At 31.1% G+C, this 20,346-nt stretch carries 21 protein-coding genes; 9 read left to right on the forward strand and 12 right to left on the reverse strand.

Annotation, left to right across the window (positions count from 1 at the left end):
- Positions 1 to 226 precede the first annotated feature (226 nt).
- Positions 227 to 727: a DUF456 domain-containing protein gene (locus MK851_RS12160; protein ID WP_320244186.1), complete on the reverse strand. Its 501-nt coding sequence runs from the start codon at positions 725 to 727 to the stop codon at positions 227 to 229.
- A gap of 120 nt (positions 728 to 847) precedes the next feature.
- Here MK851_RS12160 and MK851_RS12165 point away from each other — a divergent pair, with 120 nt between their 5' ends.
- The 4 genes from MK851_RS12165 to MK851_RS12180 are packed head-to-tail and all read left to right on the forward strand — an operon-like array spanning position 848 to position 4,536.
- Positions 848 to 1,216, forward strand: coding sequence for a BlaI/MecI/CopY family transcriptional regulator (locus MK851_RS12165; protein WP_303509457.1), 369 nt, complete (start codon positions 848 to 850; stop codon positions 1,214 to 1,216).
- Positions 1,213 to 2,724, forward strand: coding sequence for a M56 family metallopeptidase (locus tag MK851_RS12170; protein ID WP_320244187.1), 1,512 nt, complete (start codon positions 1,213 to 1,215; stop codon positions 2,722 to 2,724). Before MK851_RS12165 ends, MK851_RS12170 begins: the two co-directional genes overlap by 4 nt.
- Before the next feature lie 51 nt (positions 2,725 to 2,775).
- On the forward strand, positions 2,776 to 4,029 hold the full coding sequence (locus MK851_RS12175; RefSeq protein WP_320244188.1) for a tetratricopeptide repeat protein: 1,254 nt from the start codon (positions 2,776 to 2,778) through the stop codon (positions 4,027 to 4,029).
- Between the two features lie 36 nt (positions 4,030 to 4,065).
- Positions 4,066 to 4,536, forward strand: a complete 471-nt coding sequence (locus tag MK851_RS12180; protein WP_320244189.1) for a hypothetical protein — start codon at positions 4,066 to 4,068, stop codon at positions 4,534 to 4,536.
- Between the two features lie 5 nt (positions 4,537 to 4,541).
- Here the strand turns inward: MK851_RS12180 and MK851_RS12185 are convergent, their stop codons facing one another.
- Positions 4,542 to 6,050 (reverse strand): GH3 auxin-responsive promoter family protein, encoded by a 1,509-nt coding sequence (locus MK851_RS12185; RefSeq protein WP_320244190.1) that lies wholly within the window; start codon positions 6,048 to 6,050, stop codon positions 4,542 to 4,544.
- A 66-nt stretch (positions 6,051 to 6,116) separates the two neighbouring features.
- Between MK851_RS12185 and MK851_RS12190 the strand changes: the two genes are divergently transcribed.
- Positions 6,117 to 6,911, forward strand: coding sequence for a DUF2797 domain-containing protein (locus MK851_RS12190; RefSeq protein WP_320244191.1), 795 nt, complete (start codon positions 6,117 to 6,119; stop codon positions 6,909 to 6,911).
- Here MK851_RS12190 and MK851_RS12195 read toward each other — a convergent pair.
- The 3 genes from MK851_RS12195 to MK851_RS12205 form a co-directional block, all read right to left on the reverse strand.
- Complete coding sequence (locus tag MK851_RS12195) at positions 6,906 to 7,520, reverse strand: hypothetical protein (RefSeq protein WP_320244192.1); 615 nt, start codon at positions 7,518 to 7,520, stop codon at positions 6,906 to 6,908. The genes MK851_RS12190 and MK851_RS12195 overlap by 6 nt on opposite strands.
- A gap of 42 nt (positions 7,521 to 7,562) precedes the next feature.
- Positions 7,563 to 9,683 carry a carboxy terminal-processing peptidase gene (locus MK851_RS12200; RefSeq protein WP_320244193.1) on the reverse strand — a complete coding sequence of 707 codons (2,121 nt, stop codon included), beginning with the start codon at positions 9,681 to 9,683 and terminating at the stop codon, positions 7,563 to 7,565.
- A 210-nt stretch (positions 9,684 to 9,893) separates the two neighbouring features.
- Positions 9,894 to 10,139: a hypothetical protein gene (locus MK851_RS12205; RefSeq protein ID WP_320244194.1), complete on the reverse strand. Its 246-nt coding sequence runs from the start codon at positions 10,137 to 10,139 to the stop codon at positions 9,894 to 9,896.
- Positions 10,140 to 10,254: 115 nt separating this feature from the next.
- On the opposite strand from MK851_RS12205, the gene surE reads away from it, so the two are divergent.
- From surE to MK851_RS12225, 4 genes are read left to right on the forward strand one after another with little or no spacing between them, the layout of a single operon-like run.
- Complete coding sequence (gene surE, locus MK851_RS12210; protein WP_115901697.1) at positions 10,255 to 11,025, forward strand: 5'/3'-nucleotidase SurE; 771 nt, start codon at positions 10,255 to 10,257, stop codon at positions 11,023 to 11,025.
- The gene (locus MK851_RS12215; protein ID WP_320244195.1) at positions 11,013 to 11,300 is read left to right on the forward strand and encodes a hypothetical protein; all 288 of its coding nucleotides are present in this window, start codon (positions 11,013 to 11,015) and stop codon (positions 11,298 to 11,300) included. Before surE ends, MK851_RS12215 begins: the two co-directional genes overlap by 13 nt.
- A gap of 9 nt (positions 11,301 to 11,309) precedes the next feature.
- The gene (gene lpxB / locus MK851_RS12220; RefSeq protein ID WP_320244196.1) at positions 11,310 to 12,428 is read left to right on the forward strand and encodes a lipid-A-disaccharide synthase; all 1,119 of its coding nucleotides are present in this window, start codon (positions 11,310 to 11,312) and stop codon (positions 12,426 to 12,428) included.
- A gap of 1 nt (position 12,429) precedes the next feature.
- Positions 12,430 to 12,972 (forward strand): C40 family peptidase, encoded by a 543-nt coding sequence (locus MK851_RS12225; RefSeq protein WP_320244197.1) that lies wholly within the window; start codon positions 12,430 to 12,432, stop codon positions 12,970 to 12,972.
- A gap of 102 nt (positions 12,973 to 13,074) precedes the next feature.
- Here the strand turns inward: MK851_RS12225 and MK851_RS12230 are convergent, their stop codons facing one another.
- The 7 genes from MK851_RS12230 to MK851_RS12260 all read right to left on the reverse strand — a co-directional run bounded on the left by MK851_RS12230 (position 13,075) and on the right by MK851_RS12260 (position 20,178).
- Positions 13,075 to 13,602 (reverse strand): hypothetical protein, encoded by a 528-nt coding sequence (locus MK851_RS12230; protein WP_320244198.1) that lies wholly within the window; start codon positions 13,600 to 13,602, stop codon positions 13,075 to 13,077.
- 66 nt (positions 13,603 to 13,668) lie between these two features.
- The gene (locus MK851_RS12235) at positions 13,669 to 14,295 is read right to left on the reverse strand and encodes a hypothetical protein (protein WP_320244199.1); all 627 of its coding nucleotides are present in this window, start codon (positions 14,293 to 14,295) and stop codon (positions 13,669 to 13,671) included.
- A gap of 18 nt (positions 14,296 to 14,313) precedes the next feature.
- Positions 14,314 to 14,943, reverse strand: coding sequence for a hypothetical protein (locus MK851_RS12240; RefSeq protein WP_320244200.1), 630 nt, complete (start codon positions 14,941 to 14,943; stop codon positions 14,314 to 14,316).
- Positions 14,944 to 14,961: 18 nt separating this feature from the next.
- On the reverse strand, positions 14,962 to 15,525 hold the full coding sequence (locus MK851_RS12245) for a hypothetical protein (RefSeq protein WP_320244201.1): 564 nt from the start codon (positions 15,523 to 15,525) through the stop codon (positions 14,962 to 14,964).
- A 93-nt stretch (positions 15,526 to 15,618) separates the two neighbouring features.
- Positions 15,619 to 16,245 (reverse strand): hypothetical protein, encoded by a 627-nt coding sequence (locus MK851_RS12250; RefSeq protein ID WP_320244202.1) that lies wholly within the window; start codon positions 16,243 to 16,245, stop codon positions 15,619 to 15,621.
- A gap of 13 nt (positions 16,246 to 16,258) precedes the next feature.
- A complete protein-coding gene (locus MK851_RS12255; RefSeq protein WP_320244203.1) occupies positions 16,259 to 16,888 on the reverse strand; it encodes a hypothetical protein in 630 nt (209 codons plus the stop codon).
- A 2-nt stretch (positions 16,889 to 16,890) separates the two neighbouring features.
- Positions 16,891 to 20,178 carry an HET-C-related protein gene (locus MK851_RS12260; protein WP_320244204.1) on the reverse strand — a complete coding sequence of 1,096 codons (3,288 nt, stop codon included), beginning with the start codon at positions 20,176 to 20,178 and terminating at the stop codon, positions 16,891 to 16,893.
- Positions 20,179 to 20,346 lie beyond the last annotated feature (168 nt).

The raw sequence follows: 20,346 nt of genomic DNA on the forward strand, positions 1-20,346 counted from the left end.
AAGCTTCCCTTAGATGGGTTGCTTTTTTTTTGCAGTTTAGTTACGTGTTTTAGTGACTATTTCCCACTTTCCGTACTCTCTCTTTTTGAGGAACTCAAATAAATGCTCCAATCGGGGCTAAGTGTATTTGCTAACTTTTTAAATTATGAATACCTGTCATTCCGAACGAGGTACGAGGAGGAATCTCATGATTGGAAGTAAAAAGCTAAATATAATGAGCTTATTCCTAAAAGAAAGCGGCTTTATACTCCCAGAACTTAACAAAAAACAGTACTAAGAATACTATAGATATAGAAAACTTAATAGTTGCAGAAGCTAAAAAACCTAAAAAGGCACCAAATGATGCCTTGATAGCTCTGTTAGTATCTTTACTATCATAAATTAATTCACCAACCAAAGCACCTACGAAAGCGCCAATTAAAATCCCGAAAGGAATAGGAGAGAGTAATCCAATAATTAAACCAATAGTAGTACCGTATACTCCATATTTCGTACCTCCAAAACGTTTGGTCCCCATAGCTGGAATAAAATAATCAAGAAAAAATATAATGACAGCAATGGCTAAAGTGATTCCTAAAAATGTCCAATTTTGAGGGATAGCTTCTGTTAAGTGTAATAATAACAAACCTACCCAGCTAGTAATAGGGCCAGGTAACACTGGTAAAAATGAACCAATAATCCCTAAACAAGCAAATACAAAACCGAGTATAACTAAAAATATATCCATTAACTTTTTTATAGATAAGACGAAGATAAGAAAGCTTTGTTACATATTTATTAACTAAAAAATTAGTTTAAACTAATTTTTTAGTTATATTTGTTTCAGAACATTTCATAAAAATATATAATGAGTAAACAATTAACGAAGGCAGAAGAGCAAATAATGCAGGTGTTATGGGAGTTGAAAAAAGCTTCAGTAAAAGAAGTTATAATAGAATTACCAGAACCAAAACCAGCATACAATACAGTTTCAACTATTATAAGAATTTTGGAGACTAAAGAATTTGTAGGGCATGAGCCAAAGGGTAGAGGTTATGTGTATTATCCGTTAGTGGAAAAGTCAGAGTATAGCAATGAGAGTTTGCACAAGTTAATGAATGGTTATTTTGGAGGGTCATTTAAGAGTATGGTATCATTTTTTATGAAAGAAAACAAAATGGATATTCAAGAATTAGAAAGTATTTTAAAAGAGGTGAATAAAAACAAGAAGCCATGATTAATTATATCATTCAAGTCATATTATTTCAAGTACTTTTTGTAGCAGTGTATGATTTCTTTTTAAGTAAAGAAACCTTTTTTGTAAAAAACAGATGGTATTTGTTAGGTACAGCAATACTTTCTTTCATATTACCATTGTTAAAAATTTCTACAGTTCAAAAAGCGGTGCCGCAAGAGTACTATATTTTATTACCAGAAGTAGTTTTATCTCCACAAAAAGTGATTGAAAAAGCTGCTTGGTATCAATCCTTCAATTATTTAGAGATATTGTTTTGGAGTGGTTGTATCTTCTTTTTTGTAGTGTTTTTAGTAAAGCTGGAGCGCATCGTCCGATTAGTTTTACAATATGGCGTTGCAAGAAAAGAAAATTATAAGTTGGTTTTATTGCCAAAAGAAACGAAGGCGTTTTCATTCTTCAATTATATTTTTTTAGGAAATGACATTTCTTCTCCAAAAAGAGAAAAAATCATTCAGCATGAGTTAGTGCATAGTGACCAAAAGCATACGATAGATTTATTGTTTTTTGAGTTTTTGAAAATAGTTATGTGGTTTAATCCTATGGTGTATGTGTATCAGAGTCGTATATCGTTAGTTCATGAATATATTTCAGATGCTGTTGCTAGTAAATCTGACCAAAAAGAAAATTATATCAACCATTTACTCTCTGATATTTTTCAGGTCGAGCATATTTCATTCATTAATCAATTTTATAAACATTCATTAATCAAAAAACGAATTATTATGATGACGAAAACACAATCAAAAAAAGTAAAACAACTAAAGTATTTGTTGTTAATTCCACTCTTAGGAAGCATGATTTTATATACGGCTTGCTCAGACGAGAATAAAAGTAGTGAAGCTATTGCGAAAAAAGAATTAGTAACAATTTATAACAGTAAAGATGGAGAAATTACTTCAGTTAAAGGAGAAAAAAGTACGTATTTAGATCGTTACTTTGGAGAGAAGATAGACTTAGGTAAAGAATTGTCAATTAATGATTTGTCTGAAGAAGAGAAGAATGAGTTTTTAGCTCTTAAAGAGAGTTTAGAGGACGAGGGTTCAGTGTTGGGAGTTAAAGTATATAAAGGAACAAGTAATAGGAAGATTATAGCTTATGACTTAGTTAAAATAAAAATAAAGGAAATGGTTGATAAAGGTGGAAGTATACCTTTTTCACTTTTAGAAAAAGTACCAACTTTCCCAGGATGTGCTGAAGGCGATAAAGATTGTTTTAATAGAAGTTTACAGGAGTTTGTAAAAGAGAATTTTGATACATCTATAGCAAATGAATTAGGTTTAGATTCAGGTAAGAAAAGACTTTATGTTCAATTTAAAATTGATAAAGAAGGTAACGTAATTGATGTAAAGGCAAGAGCACCACATTCAATACTACAACAGTATGCCGAAGAATTGGTACAAAAATTGCCACAAATGCAGCCAGGAGAGCAAAGAGGGAAAAAGGTACGAGTAGGCTATACATTACCCATCACATTTAACATCCAATAAATTAAGTATCTTGGTCACCAACAACCAACGAATAATATCAAAAATAGAAACGTGAGAAATAAAATTTTACTTATTGTTTTCGTAATAGTATTTCTAAAAGTCGAAGCGCAAGTTTCGACTTTTAAAACTATTGATAGTTTAGTGAATATAGGACGCTATCAAACAGCGTTATTAAAGTTACAGGAGTTGCCGTCTACATTTCAATCAACTTCAAAGGTAGCATCAATTTATGCTTCAATTGATAATTATAAAAAAGCCTCTTTATATTATGAAAAGGCATTAGAATTACAGGATAATTACTCAGTAAAAGTAAAGTTAGCGAAAGCTTATAAAAAAGAGAAAAAACCACAAAAAGCTATTGATGTTTATGAAGGTGTTATAAATAATGATGCTGAAAACTTACTTATTAAGTATCAGCTAGGGAAATTGTACGCACAAACAAAACAACCAGCCAAAGCAATAGATATTTTTAAGAACATCATTCAACAAGATAGTACGAATGCAAATTACCATTACCGGTTAGGAGTTGCTTATGGAATGTTAAAAAAGAGAAATCTAAAAATAAATAGTTTTTTAGAAGCCTATAAAAATGATACAACCCACATTAAATCTATTCACCACTTAGCATTAGCCTATACTTTATTACACGATAAAGATTCAGCAAATATTTTTATAAATAGAGGTTTGGCGGTAGATCCGAATCATATTAATTTGAATAAGTTAAAAATCAATAATTTATATAGAGAAGAAAAGTTTACAGAAGCTATTCAATTTTTACAACGATTAGATACTTTGGAACCCAACGAACATTACACGCAAAAAATGCTAGGGCGTAGTTATTTTAATCTAAAGAAATACGAAGAGGCAAAAAAGTATTTTAATAAGGCCATAAGAATAGATAAATCAGATTTTAAAGCATATACCTATCTAGGTGATATTAATTTTGAAAAGAAAAAATTTTACAAAGCCCAGTTAGACTATATGGTGGCAACTTTTGCTGGTAAAGAACCCAGAGATGTTGAATATTATCAATTAGCAAGAGTCTATAAAGAATTAGGTAACCCTAAAGAAGAACTTAAATCATATAAAAAAGCTTTTGAGGAAAATAGGAAAAATTATAAGGCTTTATATCAATTAGCTAAAACTAGCGAGGATTATTATAAAGATAAAAGAATAGCTTATAAACACTATAAAAATTATATAAATCGTTTTGAAAGAAAAGATTCAGTTTTAACGAAATATGCAAAAACGCGACTAAAAGAAATTAAAAAGTACTATTTCTTACAAGGAGAGATTTTACAATAGTATTTAATTTTGTATATTCATCTTAAAATCAACAAGATGAGTTTTCGCTATGTGACTTTTTTAGTTTGTGCTTTGCTATGTTTTTCTTGCGACTTTTTTTCATACTCAAAAAAGGATAGCGCTCAAGTTGTAGATACAGTAGTTGATTTTACAAAAGTAGATGAGTCTCCTTCTTTTAGTAAATGCAAAAACTTACTTAAAGAAGATAGAGTTAGTTGTTTTAGGGATGAAATTCATAAAAGAGTAACAGCGAGTTTAAAGGAATATAACTTTGTCACTAAAAATAGCCTAGATGAAGAAGTTTTAATTGATATTCTGATTAATAAAGAGGGAAAGTTTGTTTTAGGAAAGGTCACTACTTCTGATGTTGTTATCAATCAATTACCAGAATTAGATAGCATAATAAAGTTGGCAATAGAAAAATTACCAATTATAAGTCCAGCTACAAAAAGAGGGATTCCTGTAGTGACGAAATATCAGTTACCTATTAAAATTAAAATAGAATAGAGCGCTTATAATTTTAAAAGTTCTTCAACAAAATCACGATTATTTGATAAACGAGGAATTTTATGTTGTCCACCAAGTTTTCCTTTTTCTTTCATCCAATCGTAAAATAAGTCTTCACGAGCTTGATGTATTTTAGGCATTGCTAAAGTCATATTATTATAACGTTTAGCTTCATAGTCAGAATTATAGTTTTTTAAAGCATTATCTAACTCTTCAGTAAAAACGGTAAGGTTTTCAGGAGCTTTTTTAAACTCAATAATCCATTCATGGGCACCATTCTCTTTACCATTCATAAAAATAGGGCCAACAGTGTATTCTTTAATTTCACAGTTGGTTTTATCACTCGCTACTTTTAAAGCATCTTCAGCATTTTCAATAATTAACTCTTCACCGAAAACATTGATATGGTGTTTAGTACGTCCTGTAATTTTTACACGATAAGGTTTGGTTGAGGTAAACTTAACAGTATCACCAATTAAATAACGCCATAAACCACCATTAGTGGTAATAATAATGGCGTAATTAACATCTTTTTTTACTTCTGAAAGAGGAATTGCTACAGAGTTTTCTCCATTATAGTCACTCATAGGAATAAACTCATAAAAAATCCCATAGTCTAGCATGAGTAACATTTCATCGGAATTGTTTCTGTCTTGAATAGCAAAAAAACCTTCGGAAGCATTATAAGTTTCGTAATATTTAAAATCGTCTCTTGGAATGAGTTTCTTATACTGTTCTCTGTATGGGTTGAAGTTTATTCCTCCGTGAAAGTAAACCTCCAAATTAGGCCATACTTCCAAAATATTATCCTTACCAGTTTTTTCTAATACTCTATTCAATAAAACCAACATCCATGAAGGAACACCAACTAAGCTTGTAATATTTTCATGAATGGTTTCGTTAATAATAGCTTCCATTTTTGCCTCCCATTCACCCATCAATGCAGTTTCTTGTCTTGGAGCAGAGCTAAAATCTGCCCAAAAAGGCATGTTCTCAATGATTATGGCCGATAAATCACCAAAGTAAGTATTGTTATCTTCATATACAGCTGAGCTTCCACCTAAACGTAGTCCCTTACCAGTAAAAAGCTTTGCGTTTTCGTTATTGTTTATATATAAACATAACATGTCTTTTCCTGCTTTAAAATGACAATACTCAATGGCTTCATCACTTACAGGGATAAACTTACTTTTTGCATTAGTAGTACCACTTGATTTTGCAAACCAACGTATAGGCGTAGGCCAAAATAAGTTTTGCTCTCCTTTTCTACAACGTTCAATAAGCGGTTCAATACTTTCATAACGTTGAATGGGAACACTGTTAGCGAAGTCAGTATAATTTTTAATAGAAGAGAAATCTTGTTGTTTCCCAAACTCAGTATTTTTAGCAGCACTTACAAGCTTTAGTAATAGCTCATTTTGAACATCAATGGGGTATTTTAAAAATAGCTCTACTTGATGTTTGCGCTTTTTTAGGAACCAAGAAATGATTGAATTTATAAATGGAAACGTCATAGATTAACTCTTAATTCAATTTTTTTACTGTAATTTTGTGAAGCTAAATGTAACAAAATTTAAGACATGCAGTACCAAGGAGTTTTAAAAAAAATGCCCACTGAAAATTTAAGCACAGTTCAATATTATTTAAACATGGGGGCTGATTTTTTGAATATGAACCAGTTATTGAATAAAGAGTTAACCTTAAGTTTTGTTACTTACGAGTGTTTAAATTGCCATTTAGAAAAAAAAATATATCGTCAAGGATTTTGTAAAAAATGCTTTTTTGAAATTCCAACTGCAGGAGATTGGATTATGCGTCCTGAATTGAGTAAAGCGCATTTAGGAGAGGAAGATAGGGATTTAGAATATGAAAAAAAGGTACAGTTACAACCGCATATTGTGTATTTAGCAAACTCCAGCAATGTAAAGGTAGGGGTGACGAGAAAGCAACAAGTTCCGACTCGTTGGATAGATCAAGGAGCACATGAAGCTATTGAGATTGTAGAAGTACCTAATCGTTATTTAGCAGGAATTACCGAGGTAGCTTTAAAAGAACATGTAGCTGATAAAACAAATTGGAGAACCATGTTGAAAAATGATATTAAGGATGAAAACTTGGTGGAGTGGCGAGAAAAACTAAAAGAATTTATTCCTGATGAAGCAAAAGAATATTATATAGCCAATAATACTGAAACTAATATTCAGTTTCCTGTTGAAAAATTTCCTAAAAAACCTAAAAGTTTAAATTTAGAAAAAGAAGAAACATATACAGGGAAATTGGTGGGTGTTAAGGGACAATACTTGATTTTTGAGGACGAAACAGTGTTTAATGTCCGTTCTAATGAAGGATTGGTCGTTAAAATTGAATTATTATAATAACTCAATTTCTCGTTGAATATTTTTGCGAGCAGTTTCTTCGAACTTTTGATAAAAATATTCGGTTTTGAATATATTTTCCATTGTTAAAAAATGTTGTAGTGCTTTTTTACGCCCTGAGTTATAAACTAAATTAGGGTAAAGAGCATATTCTTTTCGAACATTTTTGTAATACTGGGTATATACTTCCCAGTCTTGCCCCAAGATAGATAAATCCGCATCAGTAAAGTAGTTGGTATCTAAATCTTCGGAGTTTTTATGAGATTTAGTTGCTAAAATCTGAGCATAACAATTGTCTATAATTTCTTTAGGAACTGAAAGTTGATTCATTCTTTTGTAAGCTAATTCTGCACTTTTTTCTTCATTATTGCTCTTTAAAGAGCTGTAGATACTATCGTGATAAAATAGCGTGAAAAGAATTGTGTTCCAACTACTTATTTTGGTTCTTATAGGAGTTAATTGAAAAAGTAAGTTTTCAAGATGTTCTAATGTGTGATAATGTCTTTTTTTACTGGTATAATGCTCTTCTATTTCTTGCCACAATAAAATATTGAAGCTATTATCGTTTGAGCAAGTAGCCAACAAGTTTAAAAAAGTGTTCTTTAACATAAAATGAGTAAAAAAGAAAAAGGGTTCGAAAGAACCCTTTTTTTAATGTTTTACAGCAACATGATTGTTGTTCATTTTTAATTCGCTTAGTACGTTTAGCGCTTCATTTACATAAATATCTTTCTGAAGATTTTTATGCCATGCAACTCGCTTTCCTTCTAAAACAGTATCCTTTTTAAATAAATTTAATTCGTATTTAGGAGATACAAATGTTAAGTTAGAATCAAACTTAAAAATATCTTTAAACTGTTTTCCTTCTTTAGTTTTTGTTTCACTTTCTTTTTTAAAGGTGTCGTAGTTTAAAGAATACACTCTTTCATCTTGGTTTTTCTTTAACCACTTAGCGTAGTCGTTTATTTTATTAAACCTATTGTTATTCATAACACGTTGCTTACTGTTGTAAACTACATCAGCAAAATTACTGTAAGAATTAGTAGCGGTATATTTTGCTTGTTGTACCTTATCCCAAGGTAAAGCGCCATCTAAATCACGCTCCCCAAAATCCATATAACTATATCGGGTAGGTAAAGAAATATCAGAATAAACTCCTTCAATTTGAGTAGAACCACCATTAATTCTATAAAACTTTTGAATCGTCATTTTTAAAGCCCCTAAATCGTTAGGATACTGTTCGTAAAAGCGGTTTATAGGTAACACGTTTTGTACAGTTCCTTTACCATAAGTTTGTTTACCTCCAATTATAACACCACGCTTATAGTCTTGCATAGCAGCAGCAAAAATTTCAGAAGCAGAAGCAGAAAATTCATTTACCATTACTACCAAAGGTCCTTCCCATTGAATTTTTGGATCAGTATCAGCTTTTACCAAAGGATCTTCACCACGATATTTTACTTGAACAATTGGTCCTTTGTTAATGAATAAACCACCAATTTCAATAGCTGTTTTTAATGACCCACCACCATTGTCACGTAAATCAACAATTAAACCTTGAACATCTTCTTCTTTTAAACGTTCAATTTCTTTTTCCATGTCTTTGGCAGCATCTCTACGGCTCAAGTCATTAAAATCTATATAGAATCTCGGAAGGTTGATAACTCCGTATTTTTTACCATTCTTTTCAACAATACTCGACTTCACAAAAGTTTCTTCAAGCTCAACCACATCTCTAATAATTGGAATAATTTTAATAGATCCATCAATTTTTTTCTTTACGGTTAAACGAACTTCTGTCCCTTTTTTTCCTTTGATAAATTTTATGGCATCATCTAAACGCATTCCAACAATATCTAAAGGCTCCTCATCACCTTGTGCAACTTTTAAAATAATATCGTCAGCTTCTAATTCACCTTGTTTCCAAGCAGGTCCCCCAGAAATTAACTCAACAACATGAGTGTAAATTCCTTTTTTTTGTAAACGAGCTCCAATACCCTCTAGTTTACCAGACATTTCTTGGTCGAAACGTGTTTTAATACGAGGAGACATGTAGGTTGTATGCGGATCAAAACCACTAACAACACTGTTTAAAAAAGTAGAATACCAATCAGAATTCTCAAGTTCACCAATACGCATGTACAAGTCATCCATATTTTTTAAGACCTTTTTTCTTGCTTCAGATTCTAATTCTTTAAAGCTTTTCTTTTTAAAGATTTTATCTTTTTTAAATTTTTCGTTCTGTTGATTTTCAGCATCTTCAATATTACTTAAAATCGATAATTTTAATTGTTTTCTCCAATAATTGATCAATTCAGTTTCGTTTTTAGCATACGGAACCTTATCATAATCAACATCAATAACCTCTTTCTTTTTATAATTGAAAGGTTGTTTTAATAAAGAACGATAGGTCTTTTTACCTGATTCCATCTTTTCTAAAAAACGTTTATACACCAATTTGTAAAAATCAATGTTAGATTCTTTTAATTGATTGTCGATTTGATATTTGTATTGAGAAAACTCTTTTAAATCTTCTTGAGTAAAATAACGTTTACTAGGATCTAATCCATCAATAAATGTAGTATATACATGCTCAGAAAAATCATCATTTAAGTTTTTTTGAACGTAATGATATCTACTTAAAATATTTTTTAAAACGTAAACAATTACACGATCTTTTTCTGGATCGCTGTTAGGAACTGTATTTGAACTAACAGAATTAGAAAATAAAAGTGTGATTGCTAAAAATGGTATAATAAACTTCGTCTTCATAAAACCTTCTGTCTTTTTAATTTGTGTTGAGTCGTTGTGTTGCTAAGCTACTAAAATAATGCCAATTTTTTAACATTATTACTTTTTATAAATGCCTCTAAAAACTTCTTTAATCTTTTTATCATCTTTCATTAAGAAAACTCTAAACTTGAGTTACAGAACCATCTTAATTTTTTGTCCATGTAAATTTATTGTAATAATTGTAACTAATTATTTTTCTTTTAAATGTTTTTGAGTTCCAATTTTTTGAACAGCACAAGCATTTGGCATTTTTATAACGTTGTTATTACCAATTAATTCTCCTTCAGTGTTATAAATATTCCCATTTTCGACCCAAAAATCAAATTGGGTATAATCTATTTCGTTACATGGTATTGTGGGGACGTTTTGTGCTGAAATGATTGAAAAAAAAGAAGAAATTATAAAAATAGTTATATAAACAATAATCCGTACCATAATGCTTGGGTTTGATTACCACAATTTTACACATAAAATGAACCAATTTGTCTTTACAAAATGTTAAAAAAAGAATCCAATTTTTATGTTACATTTGTTGTAAAACTTACTTACTATGCAAGATAGACCTTTGATTTTAGTTACGAACGATGACGGAATTACAGCTCCTGGTATTCGAATGTTGATTGAAATTATGAATAAAATAGGAGATGTAGTAGTGGTGGCTCCTGATAGTCCACAAAGTGGAATGGGACATGCAATTACGGTGAATAACGTGTTGCATTGTAATCCTATAACCATTGATGAAGGTCCGCAAATTGAATATAGTTGTTCTGGTACACCAGCAGATTGTGTTAAAATGGCAAAGAATGAGATTTTAAACCGTACACCCGATTTATGTGTTTCAGGAATTAATCATGGAGCAAACTCATCAATTAATGTTATTTATTCAGGGACAATGAGTGCTGCAGTAGAGGCAGGAATTGAAGGAATTCCTGCAATAGGTTTTTCGTTGTTAGATTTTGATTGGCATGCTGATTTTAGAGCTGCACGTAAGTTTATAGAAAAAATAGCGTTGAATGTTTTATTAAACGGATTACCAGATGGTGTAATTTTAAATGTAAACATTCCGAAGTTAAAAGAAGACGAAATTAAAGGGGTTCGTATATGCAGACAAGCGAATGGTTATTGGAAAGAAACGTTTGATAAACGTAAAAGTCCGTTTGGTAAAGAGTACTATTGGCTTTCAGGAGAGTTTATTAATAGAGATAAAGGACAAGATACTGATATTTGGGCATTAGAAAATGGTTTTATATCGGTAGTGCCTGTTCAATTTGATATGACAGCGCATCACGCAATTCAAAAGTTACACACATGGGACATATAAAAAAAGAAATACTAATAGGAATCATAGTCTCATTGTTGGCAACAACTTGCGGCTTCTTTATTTATTTAGAGTACATTTCAGAACTCAGTATTTCAGAAACGATCTCTAAAATAAGAGAAGGAGGCGTATTAGGGTCTGTAATAGCTCTGGCAGCAATACCTAACTTATTTGTTTTTTGGGTGTTTTTAAAGAAAAAACAAGACTATAGAGCGAGAGGAGTATTAATAACTACAATTGCTGTAGCTTTATTAACAGCATTTTTAAAGTTTTTCTAATTTTAATACATGAAATATTACATTCTTGTAGGTGAAGCTTCGGGTGATTTGCACGGAGCTAATTTGATGAAGGCCTTGTTAAAGGAAGATCCGAAAGCAGACATTCGTTTTTGGGGAGGTGACCTAATGCAAGAAGTTGGCGGTACACTTGTTAAGCATTACAAAGAGCGTGCTTTTATGGGCTTTGTTGAGGTGTTGATGAATTTACGAAAGATTTTAGGAATGATTTCTTTTTGTAAAAAAGATATTACTCAATTTAACCCTGATGTAATAATTTTTATTGATAACTCAGGTTTTAACCTTCGTATAGCTAAGTGGGCAAAAAAACAAGGTTTTAGAACCAACTATTATATTTCACCTCAAGTTTGGGCAAGTAGAGCGGGCAGAGTAAAAGATATTAAGCGAGACATTGATCAAATGTTTGTTATTCTTCCGTTTGAAAAAGAGTTTTACAAAAAACATGGTTATAATGTTCGTTTTGTAGGGCATCCTTTAATTGATGGAATTGCAGGAAGGGAACAAGTTTCTATCGAAAAGTTTAGAAAAGAATACAACTTGGGTCATAAAGAGGTGATAGCACTGTTACCAGGAAGTAGAAAGCAGGAAATAACAAAAATGCTATCGGTAATGCTTTCATTGGTAAAAGATTTTCCACAGTATCAGTTTGTAGTGGCAGGAGCACCAAGTCAATCGTATGAGTTTTACAAAGAAATTATTGGAGATATGAATGTGAAATTCATCAATAATAAGACTTATGATTTGTTAAGTGTTTCACATGCTGCTTTAGTGGCTTCAGGTACAGCAACTTTAGAGACAGCTTTGTTTAAAGTGCCTCAGGTAGTGTGCTATAAAGGAAGTAATATTTCTTATCAAATAGCTAAGCGAATAATAACATTAAAATATATATCGTTAGTAAATTTAATAATGGATAGAGAAGTGGTAAAAGAGTTGATACAAAATGATTTTACCAAAGAGAATTTAGAGCACGAATTAACACGTATTTTAGAATCAGAGCATCGTCAGAAATTATTTTTGTCATACTTTGATTTGGAGCAAAAATTAGGAGGTAAAGGAGCCTCCGAAAAAACAGCGAAGTCGATTGTTGCTGGATTAAAAAGTAAAGAATAGCATGATAAAAAAAATCTTATTTATATGTATAGTATCATTTTTAATGATTTCTTGTGGGTCATCAAAAAATGTAAGTAATACATACCAAACAAGAACAAAAAAAGTAGCAAAAGTTAAGAAAAAGACACATTTAGCAACAACTAAATCGTCAAGTAAAGTTACAGTTGCAGATAAAATAGTATGGACAGCAGTTACTTATAAAGGTGTGCCATATCGTTTTGGAGGAATGACAAAAAGAGGAATGGATTGTTCAGGATTGATTTTTACTTCGTTTAAGCAACGAAACATGCCTATCGCAAGAACGTCTCATCAAATGTATTTACAAGGAGAAAATATTTCTTTACGAGAAGTTCAAAGAGGAGATTTGTTATTTTTTAAAACCTCAAGAAAAAGAGGAAGAGTAAATCATGTAGGGTTGGTAACTTCTGTAGATAATGGAGATATTCGTTTTATACACTCAACTACATCACGAGGGGTAATTGTAACCTCACTACATGAGAATTATTGGAAACGTGCTTTTATTAAAGCAAAGCGAGTGTTGTAATTTATCTTTTATAACTGTACTACTACTCTTTAAAAATATAACTATATCATTTTTAAAGCTTCATTCTTTTTTGGACAGTGTTATGTGTTGTAGTAAACTATTTTAGTTTCGTACATAATCTGGTATTTTTACTTTATGAAATTTACAGAATTTTAAAACTTTTTGATTAAAATCTTCGTATTTGTTCATCATTTCTAAAAAATCGTCAATCAATATTTTGGATTCAGAGAAACTTTCACCTAGCTTGTTAATTTCTGTGTTAATACTGTCTGTATTGACATCAGACATAGATTCATTATTCTGTTGTTCTATTTTCGAAATCAATAGCTGACTTTCTTTTACAAATTTTTTAAAAGATAAAAGTATTTGAATGCTTTCATGCTTAAGACCAAAATCATTTTTTATATCCTCTAGGCTTTCAAGTTCTTTTAAGCTTTTGTCTATAGTGCTATTGATTTTATTAAATGAAGTAGAAGTTTTTTGTTCTTGAATTATAGTATTTAAAAAATTAGTATCAAAATTATTTATAAGACTAACAGTTATAACATTTAAATATTCTTCTTTAGTTAGTTTTTGTTGTGACATGCAGGACACAAAACAAATTGATAAGAGTAAATTAATAATTTTCATAGTATTTATTTAGTTTTTATGGTTGACTCAACCATACTTAATGGTTTTATATAGTAAATTTAATTTTTAATTAGAGCTGGTAGAACCATCACTATACATAATAAAATCTAAATTAGATAATTCTCCAAATGATATATGTATATTCTCTAAAGGAGACTCAATAGATAAATATTCCCTTTCTACGGCAGGAACTCCTTCAAACTTTTGTGTAAACGTTCTTTTTTTTGCCTTTGCCAGTATTCTGTTAAAAACTTCAATATCGGTGTCTTTATTAAGAGGTACACCGTCAATTAACATATAATCGTTATCTAAAATTTTAAGAGGAAACCCCCACGTTTCATTATCTGATTTATGATTAAGCATTTCTTGGTTGTAATAATACAGTTCTATACGAATGTTGTCTACTTGATCGTCAATACCTTTATTCATAGAAATGGGGAGGTTTTTATAATCTATAATTCTACCTCGATCGTTAACCAAATAATCTTTTCCAAATATGGCTTCATAGTACGCCATATTTTGGTCTAGCTTTACATGTGTATCATTATAAAATAGTTTTTCTTCTTTAAACTCTAAACGATGTTGTTGGTTGTTAAAGTGTTTAAGTTGATTTTTTATACTGTTAGCTTCTTTGTTTTGTCCGTTGCACTGGGTGCATATAATGGCGCAAAAGAAAATAAAAAGTTTTTTCATAGGGATACTATTTAATTTTTAATCAGAACTGGTAGAACCATCACTATAGGATACGTAGTCTAAAGAAGATAGTTCTCCAAAGGATATTGAAATGGTTTCACCATAACTATCAGGTTTGTAGTATTGTCTAACAACTGCATTAACCCCCTCAAACTTTTGTGTAAACGTTCTTTTTTTAGCATCAATAAGTAGTCTGTTAAAAGCTTCAATATCGGTGTTTTTATTAAGAGGTACACCGTCAATTAACATATAATCGTTATCTAAAATTTTAGGAGGAAACCCCCACGTTTCATTATCTGATTTATGATTAAGCATTTCTTGGTTGTAATAATACAGTTCAATACGAATGTTGTCAATAATGTCATCGGCACCTTTGTTTATGGAAATGGGAATGTTGTTGTATTTAATTATATCTCCGTATGAATCACCAAGAATATAATCTTTACCAAAAATAGCTTCATAGTACGCCATATTTTGGTCTAGTTTTACATGTGTGTTATTATAAAATAGTTTTTCCTCCTTAAATTCTAAACGATGTTGTTGGTTGTTAAAGTGTTTAAGTTGATTTTTTATACTGTTGACTTCTTTGGTTTGTCCGTTGCACTGGGTGCATATAATGGCGCAAAAGAAAATAAAAAGTTTTTTCATAGGGATACTATTTAATTTTTAATCAGAACTGGTAGAACCATCACTATAGGATACGTAGTCTAAAGAAGATAGTTCTCCAAAGGATATTGAAATGGTTTCACCATAACTATCAGGTTTGTAGTATTGTCTAACAACTGCATTAACCCCCTCAAACTTTTGTGTAAACGTTCTTTTTTTAGCATCAATAAGTAGTCTGTTAAAGGTTTCAATATCGGTGTCTTTATTAAGAGGTACACCATCAATTAACATATAATCGTTATCTAAAATTTTAGGAGGAAACCCCCAAGTTTCGTTATCTGATTTATGATTAAGCATCTCTTGGTTGTAATAATACAGTTCTATACGAATGTTGTCTACTTGATCGTCAATACCTTTATTCATAGAAATGGGGAGGTTATTATAAACTACAATGTCAATTGAGTTAATTGTATAATCTTTACCAAAAACAGCTTCGTAGTACGCCATATTTTGGTCTAATTTTACATGCGTGTCATTATAAAATAGTTTTTCTTCTTTAAACTCTAAACGATGTTGTTGGTTGTTAAAATGTTTAAGTTGATTTTTTATAGTGTTAGCTTTCATATTATTTTTTTTTGTTTGTCCGTTGCATTGAGTAAGTAGCCCAATGACACAAAAGAAAATAAAAAGTTTTTTCATAGTACTAATAGCTGTTTTTTAATCAGAAGTTGTTGCACCATCACTATACATAATAAAGTCTAAATTAGATAATTCTCCAAATGATATATGTATATTCTCTAAAGGAGACTCAATAGATAAATATTCCCTTTCTACGGCAGGAACTCCTTCAAATTTTTGTGTAAACGTTCTTTTTTTTGTTTTGGCAAGTATTTTGTTAAAGATTTCAATATCGGTGTCTTTATTAAGAGGTACACCATCAATCAAAATATAATCGTTACCTAAAATTTTAGGAGGAAACCCCCACGTTTCGTTATCTGATTTATGATTAAGCATCTCTTGGTTGTAATAATACAGTTCTATACGAATGTTGTCTACTTGATCGTCAATACCTTTATTCATAGAAATGGGGAGGTTTTTATAATCTATAATTCTACCTCGATCGTTAACCAAATAATCTTTTCCAAATATGGCTTCGTAGTACGCCATATTTTGGTCTAGTTTTACATGCTGGTTGTTGTAAAAAAGTTTTTCTTCTTTAAACTCTAAACGATGTTGTTGGTTGTTAAAGTGTTTAAGTTGATTTTTTATACTGTTAGCTTCTTTGTTTTGTCCGTTGCACTGGGTGCACATAATGGCGCAAAATAATATAAAAATTTTTTTCATAACAAAATGTTTTCTAATCAGAAGTTGTCGCACCATCACTATACATAATAAAATCTAAATTAGATAATTCTCCAAATGATACGTATATGTTTTTATCTCCTAAATAACCTCTTTGAACAGAATTTGCTCCTTCAAACTTTTGTTTAAACGTTCTTTTTTTTGCCTTTGCCAGTAGTCTGTTAAAAGCTTCAATATCGGTGTCTTTATTAAGAGGTACACCGTCAATTAACATATAATCGTTATCTAAAATTTTAGGAGGAAACCCCCAAGTTTCGTTATCTGATTTATGATTAAGCATTTCTTGGTTGTAATAATACAGTTCTATGCGAATGTTGTCTACTTGGTCGTCAATGCCTTTGTTCATAGATATGGGAATGTTTTTGTAACGAATAATTGTTCCGTATCTCTTTGTATCATAATCCTTACCAAAAATAGCTTCGTAGTATGCCATGTTTTGGTCTAGTTTGACATGCTGGTTGTTGTAAAATAGTTTTTCTTCTTTAAACTCTAAACGATGTTGTTGGTTGTTAAAGTGTTTAAGTTGATTTTTTATACTGTTAGCTTCCATATTATTTTTTTTTGTTTGTCCGTTACATTGGGTAAACAGTCCAATAATTAAGAGGTACGATAAATATTTGTACATAGTTACTTAAATAATTTTTTAATGTTGTTTAATTGTTCGTTTATGGTTTTCGATATTTTTAAATCTTCTTCCATATCTTTTGCTTTTTCATACAATTTTTTTAACTCTTCCATTCCTTCTGAAATTTCTTCTAAAATTTTGTAGCTACTATCCTTTAACTTTTCAATATGTTCGTGGTGCTTTTTTTGAAAAGCGTCGAGATAGCCTTTGTTCTCAGAATCTTTTATCTTACCTATATGAGTACTTGCCCACTTCATAGTGGTTACATTCATCCAATCTACATCAGCAGGATGTGATAAATATTCTCTAGCAATATTGAGTACATTATCACTAGTAGTAAATCCAAGTTTAAATTTTTCATACTGCATACCAATATCAGCAACTGCAATTCGCGCCAAATTCCCTGCTAATAGATGTAGGGGATGTTCCATTTCGTCTTTGGCAATTTGTGTATGGGTAGGGTTGGTATCTAATTTTTGTAAGTTTTGTGTTTCTCTTATGCCAATAGCTATACCGTGTATAATATATTGTATTGTTTTTTTAACTACATTCAGTAACGCTTTTTCTAAGATGTTTATTATAGATATTAGTATCCAAGCACCCACAGCTAACCAACCTTTTCCTCTTTTCGCTTTTTCTAGTACTCCTAATACAACGCCCCTAAAGGTAATAACGTACTCATAAAACTCTATAATGGTAGCATAATTTACTCCTTTGTGTTTTTTGTTTTTAGGATCTTCTGTTTCTTGTGCGTATTTTAAATCAGTTAAAACAGTAAGTACCAATAAATCTATAATTCGTACTACGGGTTTTCCTTCCCATTCAGATGATATTGCGTCTTTCCAAGAAAACGATTTGGTTTTAAACATACCTTCTATTTTATCGGAAAGTGAGTGAATCATATCTAACGTACCAAATTTACCCGTAACTATAGGTAAATGGTTTATATAATCACCCGCGCGTTTTTTATCTTTTATATAGGTAGCTCCTCTTAAAATATGCAATTCGCCACTAAGAGGAATTGTGAGTTTTTTGTAGATAAACTCATATGCTGCGCCTCCTTTTTCAAACAAAAAAGAATGTTTATTTTTTAAAATAGGTTTTTTGGCTTCTGGATAAGTGGTGTATAATTTATCGAGACTGTAATCGTCAATTTTTGTTTTACTATCAAAATAGTTTTCGTTTTCAAGACGGTTGTCAAAAGCATCTACCGTACGTGGTGTTTTATTAAAAGTTTTCGCTTTGGGATCGTTACGGTTTACCCAAGGAATTACCTCACTATACCCTAATTTAATTAAAGATAGTTCTACAAAATTAGAGTGCGCAAAATAGTCTTCAATGGTATGCATAGCGTTACCAAAATGTAGTAAGGATAGTTTTTTATTTCCTTGTTTATGTGCTGCAAAGCTTTTTTGTAACTGTGTTGTTAAATAAGCACTAGCAGTTGTTAGTTTTTGTGTTTGGGGTTTTACACCGTTTTCAGTAGTTTTAAAAGCTTCGTTGTTATTTTTTTCAGGATCGTAATTACGAATGTAATTTTTCATCCCAAAATAATTGTTAATACCAGGATCTACGTTAGTAGGCCAATAGAGAAACTCGTTTTTTTCTAGGTCAACAACACAGGCACCCATGGGGTTGTCAATATGTTCTTCAGGGCGATATACCCCAATTAAGTCTGAGGTAATTTTAGGAAAATATTTATTGAAGATATAATATTCTGCAGAAAACTTAATTGCTTTTATACCTAAGTCTTCACTTTTACTTACAATCCACTGTTTAATGGAAGCGCTATCGCTAGTTGCTTCAGCAACGGTGTCTGTAATTTTTTTGGGGTTTACATCAATCCATTTATCACCACTACCCGAGCCAATTTGTTCTTTTTTTAAGTCGTCACCAACCAATTCGTGGCAGGCAATAAGCTCTATAACAAAAGACAGGTGTTTTCTAGAAAGTTTAATGGGGTTTAAAAATTCTAAGCCAAAAAAAGTTTTCTTTTCTTCATCTGTAAGCCCAAGCGATTCGGCGATACAGTCTTTTTGGTCTTTTGTATAACGTTCGGTACTAGGAGTAATTAATTGCGACCAATCTCTTAATAAGTTACCTAAGTAAATGTAGTTTAAGTCTTCTGCGCTCTTTAAAATTTCTTTATCTAGTAAAACTTCTTCAATACCATAATGGGTAAACCCGCCTGCTTGTTTTAGTGTTTTTTTACCTGCCGAGAAGTATTCTTCGTCGTCTTGTTGTTCATCTCTTTTAATGCGTTCTTGGGTTACAAGCTCGTTTATTTGTTGCTTAATTTCGGTAAGTTCTATTTTTAACTTATAGGTAGTACCATCAATAGTAGCAGTGCCAAAATTAATGGTATCTTCTTCAAAAATATTAAATGTGGTTAAACAGTAGCCAAAAACAGCACCTTCATCAAGTTTCGCATCGCCCCCAAGTGTAGTGTAATGATTTCGTAATTGCCAATCAATAAAATGGCCAAACTCTTCCATTATAGCATGAAACAGTTTTCCCATGGCTTCAATATCTTTTTCTTCTGTAGCTTTTATAATAAGGTATTGAGCAATCCATATTGTATTTTCACTAGACTTGTATTTTGCTTCTGGGTGTTTGCCGGTATGTATTTTTATTTCAGGCATTTCTACCTTTTGCTCACTTAAATCTCTATATAAATAATCAAAAGCATGTAAAGGGAGGTTTTTTCCTTGTGCAGATTCTCCAAAAATAGCTTGCATAGCATACATAAAAAAAGAAGCTCCAAATTGTTTGGCATATTCATTTAATTCATCAAGAGGATAGGTTGTTGTAAGGGTAATTTCTCTTTTTTCTTCTTGAGTTTCTTCTGCTAGTTTTTTTATCTTTTCTTGATTTTTTTCAGCTTCTTTAAGTTTTTTACTATTACCAGTAACGGAAGCTCCTAAACGATCTTTAATGGTAATTGTAGGAAAAGGAATATGCTCAATTGAAGCAGCTACTTTAGGAGGTGTAATTGTACCGCTGCTAATAATAACATTGGTTTCTCCAGAAATTATAACTCCACCATGTGCTGTCATATCTCCAACAGCAGCTACGGGTTTTCCATTAACAAGAATGTTAGGAGCTCCTGTAACAACTACATCTGGAGGGCCAGAATAGGTACAAGCACTTCCTATGGTTGCCACAGGTTTTCCGTTTACTAAAACATTTGATTCTCCTTTGGTAATAGGGCCTCCAACATGTGGTGTTGATCCACTACACATTGGGCATTGATGATTACTTCCTAAAACAGCGACTGGTTTTCCTGACATACTATTTTTCTTCTTTTTCAATACTCATAACAAAGGTGTTTACCTAAGTGTAGGTGTTATTTTTCGTAGCTAAATTAATAAAATACAATATGATAGTCAAACAAGAAAACGCTATTTGTTTTATAAATTAGCATAAACATAACCTTTAGTTAAAGATAAAAATAATTT

It is taken from the genome of Tenacibaculum sp. 1B UA, assembly GCF_033978845.1.
GTDB lineage: Bacteria > Bacteroidota > Bacteroidia > Flavobacteriales > Flavobacteriaceae > Polaribacter.

Excerpts from the sequence above, each read along its gene's own strand:
- MK851_RS12160 (WP_320244186.1), bottom strand. The coding sequence starts at position 727 with ATGGATATATTTTTAGTTATACTCGGTTTTGTATTTGCTTGTTTAGGG.
- MK851_RS12165 (WP_303509457.1), top strand. The coding sequence starts at position 848 with ATGAGTAAACAATTAACGAAGGCAGAAGAGCAAATAATGCAGGTGTTA.
- MK851_RS12170 (WP_320244187.1), top strand. The coding sequence starts at position 1,213 with ATGATTAATTATATCATTCAAGTCATATTATTTCAAGTACTTTTTGTA.
- MK851_RS12180 (WP_320244189.1), top strand. The coding sequence starts at position 4,066 with ATGAGTTTTCGCTATGTGACTTTTTTAGTTTGTGCTTTGCTATGTTTT.
- MK851_RS12185 (WP_320244190.1), bottom strand. The coding sequence starts at position 6,050 with ATGACGTTTCCATTTATAAATTCAATCATTTCTTGGTTCCTAAAAAAG.
- MK851_RS12190 (WP_320244191.1), top strand. The coding sequence starts at position 6,117 with ATGCAGTACCAAGGAGTTTTAAAAAAAATGCCCACTGAAAATTTAAGC.
- MK851_RS12195 (WP_320244192.1), bottom strand. The coding sequence starts at position 7,520 with ATGTTAAAGAACACTTTTTTAAACTTGTTGGCTACTTGCTCAAACGAT.
- MK851_RS12200 (WP_320244193.1), bottom strand. The coding sequence starts at position 9,683 with ATGAAGACGAAGTTTATTATACCATTTTTAGCAATCACACTTTTATTT.
- MK851_RS12205 (WP_320244194.1), bottom strand. The coding sequence starts at position 10,139 with ATGGTACGGATTATTGTTTATATAACTATTTTTATAATTTCTTCTTTT.
- surE (WP_115901697.1), top strand. The coding sequence starts at position 10,255 with ATGCAAGATAGACCTTTGATTTTAGTTACGAACGATGACGGAATTACA.
- MK851_RS12215 (WP_320244195.1), top strand. The coding sequence starts at position 11,013 with ATGGGACATATAAAAAAAGAAATACTAATAGGAATCATAGTCTCATTG.
- lpxB (WP_320244196.1), top strand. The coding sequence starts at position 11,310 with ATGAAATATTACATTCTTGTAGGTGAAGCTTCGGGTGATTTGCACGGA.
- MK851_RS12225 (WP_320244197.1), top strand. The coding sequence starts at position 12,430 with ATGATAAAAAAAATCTTATTTATATGTATAGTATCATTTTTAATGATT.
- MK851_RS12230 (WP_320244198.1), bottom strand. The coding sequence starts at position 13,602 with ATGAAAATTATTAATTTACTCTTATCAATTTGTTTTGTGTCCTGCATG.
- MK851_RS12235 (WP_320244199.1), bottom strand. The coding sequence starts at position 14,295 with ATGAAAAAACTTTTTATTTTCTTTTGCGCCATTATATGCACCCAGTGC.
- MK851_RS12240 (WP_320244200.1), bottom strand. The coding sequence starts at position 14,943 with ATGAAAAAACTTTTTATTTTCTTTTGCGCCATTATATGCACCCAGTGC.
- MK851_RS12245 (WP_320244201.1), bottom strand. The coding sequence starts at position 15,525 with ATGAAAGCTAACACTATAAAAAATCAACTTAAACATTTTAACAACCAA.
- MK851_RS12250 (WP_320244202.1), bottom strand. The coding sequence starts at position 16,245 with ATGAAAAAAATTTTTATATTATTTTGCGCCATTATGTGCACCCAGTGC.
- MK851_RS12255 (WP_320244203.1), bottom strand. The coding sequence starts at position 16,888 with ATGTACAAATATTTATCGTACCTCTTAATTATTGGACTGTTTACCCAA.
- MK851_RS12260 (WP_320244204.1), bottom strand. The coding sequence starts at position 20,178 with ATGTCAGGAAAACCAGTCGCTGTTTTAGGAAGTAATCATCAATGCCCA.